Below are 4109 nucleotides of genomic sequence, written 5' to 3'. Positions count from 1 at the left end.
CCCCGCGTTTCGACAAAACAATCTGCCCCTTTCGCTTACCTGACGTGCTTTCGGCCAGATTAAGGCCGGCTTTTCGAAGCAACTGTCGTCCATGTGCGTATTGTCTAAGATCACCGGCACCGGCCAAGATGGCTGCCACAAAGATAGGACCTAGCCCCTTCAATGATCGGAGCTGACCGGCAATAGGGATCTCACTAAGTAAAGCGAGGATCCGCTGTTGCATTTCCTCCAGCATAACCAAGATACGTTCATACTCTTCAATGAGCCGCTTTAAATCATGCTTTGCTTCGTCTAGAGCCGTAGTATCTCCCACGCTCTTTTTAGCCAGAGCAATAAGCTCAGCAGCTTTCTGTATCCCCGTAGAGCCACCTGCTCTTTCCATATGCTTCTTCCACGTCGTAATCAAATCCGCCACGGAAAACGATGCGAGATCTTGTGGCGATGGCAGCTCTTTCAAAGTCGCCATTGAACGTTTACAAGTCCAATCCTTAAACACCGATGTATACTCCGGAAAGCGAATATCCAACCAACGGATAATCCGATTCTGCAATCGGACACTATAGGCTACCCAAAACTCTCTGTCGCTCATCACGGTGCGTAACTTTTGGAAAACAAGACTTTGTTGTGTGTATTCATAGTAGAAGCCGCGACTTACTACATCTGCAATGACAAGTGCATCCTTGGGATCGCTTTTAGAAGGAGAATTATCCCGATTTTCCTTGTTTCTTTTGGTCGTCACAGGATTCACCAGAACGACGTTAATTTCTTTGATGACAAGCCAGTTCGCTAAGTTCCACCAATAATGGCCTGTTGGCTCCATGCCAATAATAACGCTACTTAATCGGTTCTTTTGCTGGAGTCCTTCTATCCATCGCTGCAGCTTTTCATATCCCTCTATGCTGTTACTAAACGAGAGATGACGCGTTGTAAGTACGATTCCACGATAGTTCGTTGCTTGTGCGACATGAGTCTCTTTGGCCATATCGATACCTACAACAAGGTGTGAGGTACTGATTCGTTCAATACGTTGATTTTGCTTCTGCGATTGATTAAACTTCATAATAAGAGCGCCTCCTTGATGGTGTTGGGTTTTGAACCCGCGGACAAACCCATCATACCGGGGCGCTCCTTTTTTGGCAAAGGCGATTTCTTAGCCTTAACAGGAATGTTTAGCTTAATGACAGTTCGTTAGTCTACACTAAAAAAAATAGTCCCGAAGCACTTCGAGAAAACGTTCCGCTCCGCGTAATGTTGGATCATCTTGACAGGTGATGCCGTTTATGAGATATTACTCACGAGTAATGTTACTTATAAGTATCTTTTAATCAGCAATACTATGTGCTCATTACAGTACTTTAAGAAGGGGATACCGACTTGGCGCGCGAAAAAGGATTGAAGGGCATGGAGAGCCGCGAACGATTGCTGGCCGCCGCGGCGGAAGAGTTCGCAAACCGGGGATTTCACGAGACTAAAGTCAGTACTATCGTTAAAAGGGCCGGTTTGACCCAACCCGCATTTTATCTCTATTTCCCCAGCAAAGAAGCTGTCTTTGACGAATTGGTGAATGCGTTTCGCACCCGACTGCATGCGCTGATCGGTTCGAGCCGATTCGAAGCTCAAGTAGAAGCGCAGGATGTTCCCAAGCGTGTACGGATGGCGGTCGAGACGTTTTTCCGTTTTCTGGAGGCGACCCCGCATTTAACCCGCATCGGGCTTTTTCTCGCCCCGAAGGCCGAAGAAATCAAGAAAGAATTAATTGCATTGATAGCTTTCAATTTGTCGGCCGAACAACAAGCGGGCTATTTTCGTTCGGATCTGTCGATGAAAACCGTTGCGGAATGTTTGGTCGGAATCGTGGAACGTCTTACGCTTTCCCAGCTGCTGCCGGGAATCAAGAGCCCCGAGAGTCTGGCATCGCAAGTGGTCGATCTCTTGTTATACGGCATGCTTTCAATGAAACACACTAGTGCATAATCCGTTAAAAAGGAGTGTTGGGTGCAAATGATCGCCACAATCATGCAAGCGATTTTGGCCGTATTTATTCTAGCAGGCGGCGTCATTAAATTGGTACGCGTTCCGTTTCAGGTTGAGCATTGGCAGCATTACCACTATCCGATGTGGTTCATGTCCGTAACCGGATTTCTGGAACTCATCGGGGGCATAGCCATGCTTGCCGGGATCAAAAATCGATACATAGCTATCGGAGCAGGCGTCATGATTGCCATTCTTATGCTTGGGGCCATTCACGCGCATATTTTTCGGGCAAATCAACCCGTTCAGACGATTATACCGGCATTGGTCTGCCTCGTTTTGGCTATAATCGTAATCATCCGAAACCTGAAAGAGTTCTTTTGATAGGTCTACAGTTTGGTGGTAAAATTCGGTTTTTAGGAGGCTGGCTGAATGGTTTGAGAACGAGTGTAATCATCCTTCGTTAGTATTTTCCCTTTTTCATCCATGAATTTCGTATCATCTTTGAACTGCACGAAACAGTTATATCCGATAGAATTAACTTTTCCTTTTACTCCTTTATTTACCTCGTCGGAACAATCGACAACTACACCGTTCGGCAAAGCTTCACTTATTTGACCCTCTATGAATTTCGAATAAGTGTCATTGTTATTACAGCCAATTATAACGAGCGTTAATAAGAAATAGGACAACGCAGCCCGATTCATAAAACTTGTTCGTATCATGCATACACCCCGTTTCTTTACATATTAGACATTTCTATATCGTTACGTTATTCTTCCTAATAATTCCACAAAAGTATTCCGATGACACCACACTCTACTGCCCGTTAACGTAACAAAGCTGCCGATCGTGCCGGCAGCTTCTTCATTCTACTATCGTTTCCGTTACTTCAATGAAAAAGCAGACCGCAACTCACTATTAGAGGAGTTAAAAATTTATTAGGGGTTTTTCCAATTCCTCCATTCTGAGGGTGCACTTCAATCCGGACGGGGGTTGCCTTTCTTAATTAATATTTCTTTTATAGCCAAATGCCATCAAGTTCAGGATGTTTGGTGGGTCGCTTGGCCGCTCATCCGTTGGCAAAATTTTCAACTGTCCTGTCTCCACCCACTTCCGCTGAAAACGTTGCAGCTTGCGGCTCACGCCTTCACGAGTGGTGCCGATCTCGAGGCAAGCTCATATCATAGCTACTGCTGCTCCGAAGTGGAACTCAGCTTGTTCAAGACCAAGAAATGCGCTCTTGCTGACCCATACTAGAAATCTTTATTTTTAAAGATCTGGTACTTCCCCCCTCAAGGTAATCCTTCACCGCTCGTAGCTCGAGCTCAATGCTGTAACTTTCGAGATGAGTACGTCGCTCCAATGCAGCTTCCAGAAAACCAATGTCCCCATTCGATACTTCTTTGACAATGTCGAGTTTGATCCCCATGCCCAAAGGGATTTTAAAACCGCGTACGGCAACAGCGCAAAAACTGCAACATAGCCCCATCCTTTAGTCAAATAAGTTTTATCAGCTATTTCTGACCTCATATGTTCCTCATGTTTTGAGCTCAAAAGACATTCTCCCTTCTCATTTAGCAAATGAAGCCTATTAGTTTTAAAAACACCTAAGATTACAAAGTTTCAAGAGTCTTCAAATTAGTTTCACTCTTTATCTTCTTAATCAATATTACAGCCTTTTTAGTCCTTTTTTCCTTTAAGATAATCACATACTGGTTGGGAGATATATTTGCATCTTTTTATAAGTATCGTTCTCCGTTAGCGCAATGAGGGAACCACTTGTACAAGCCCGCCAGCGGGCATTTATATGCTGTTGCAGAATATCCGAGGGGTAGGCACGGCGATCATATCGGATTCTCAGGACTCGCCGCGCAGGGCTCGCCGGCGGTCATGCAGCACTAGCAGGATGATCATCCCCATCATCACTCCCAAGACAATGCCGGCCTCTGTGGTCAAGACTCGTGCAAGCGGGTACTCCGGGGAGTACTGCGAATCGGGGTGAATGGCGGAAAAGAGATTATAGGAAAACAGCATTCCCGACGAGATCCAGGCCGCCGCCATGGAGGGTAGGAACCTCCGCGACCTGCGGCGGGAGGTCAGCACCAGTAGACCCCATGCCCCCGCGAAGGCCCACA

At 46.1% G+C, this 4109-nt stretch carries 3 protein-coding genes and 1 pseudogene; 2 read left to right on the top strand and 2 right to left on the bottom strand.

Translation table 11 applies throughout. The features are described from left to right. On the bottom strand, nucleotides 1–1060 hold a 1060-nt coding region (locus tag ACFQI7_RS37615), incomplete at its 3' end, for an IS110 family RNA-guided transposase (RefSeq protein WP_377518608.1). Between the two features lie 341 nt (nucleotides 1061–1401). Here ACFQI7_RS37615 and ACFQI7_RS37610 point away from each other — a divergent pair. Both ACFQI7_RS37610 and ACFQI7_RS37605 read left to right on the top strand, forming a co-directional pair. Beyond that, complete coding sequence (locus tag ACFQI7_RS37610) at nucleotides 1402–1974, top strand: TetR/AcrR family transcriptional regulator (protein ID WP_377518610.1); 573 nt, start codon at nucleotides 1402–1404, stop codon at nucleotides 1972–1974. A gap of 27 nt (nucleotides 1975–2001) precedes the next feature. After that, complete coding sequence (locus tag ACFQI7_RS37605; protein WP_218103195.1) at nucleotides 2002–2355, top strand: DoxX family protein; 354 nt, start codon at nucleotides 2002–2004, stop codon at nucleotides 2353–2355. 1476 nt (nucleotides 2356–3831) lie between these two features. On the opposite strand, the pseudogene ACFQI7_RS37600 reads toward ACFQI7_RS37605, so the two are convergent. After that, nucleotides 3832–4109, bottom strand: a pseudogene (locus ACFQI7_RS37600) (hypothetical protein); the annotation flags it as partial.

Source organism: Paenibacillus allorhizosphaerae, from assembly GCF_042659105.1.
GTDB classification, from domain to species: domain Bacteria; phylum Bacillota; class Bacilli; order Paenibacillales; family NBRC-103111; genus Paenibacillus_G; species Paenibacillus_G allorhizosphaerae.
Note: the sequence above shows the minus strand (reverse complement) of the source record. Positions and strands in the feature narration are given on the sequence as shown.

Excerpts from the sequence above, each read along its gene's own strand:
- ACFQI7_RS37610 (WP_377518610.1), top strand. The coding sequence starts at position 1,402 with ATGGAGAGCCGCGAACGATTGCTGGCCGCCGCGGCGGAAGAGTTCGCA.
- ACFQI7_RS37605 (WP_218103195.1), top strand. The coding sequence starts at position 2,002 with ATGATCGCCACAATCATGCAAGCGATTTTGGCCGTATTTATTCTAGCA.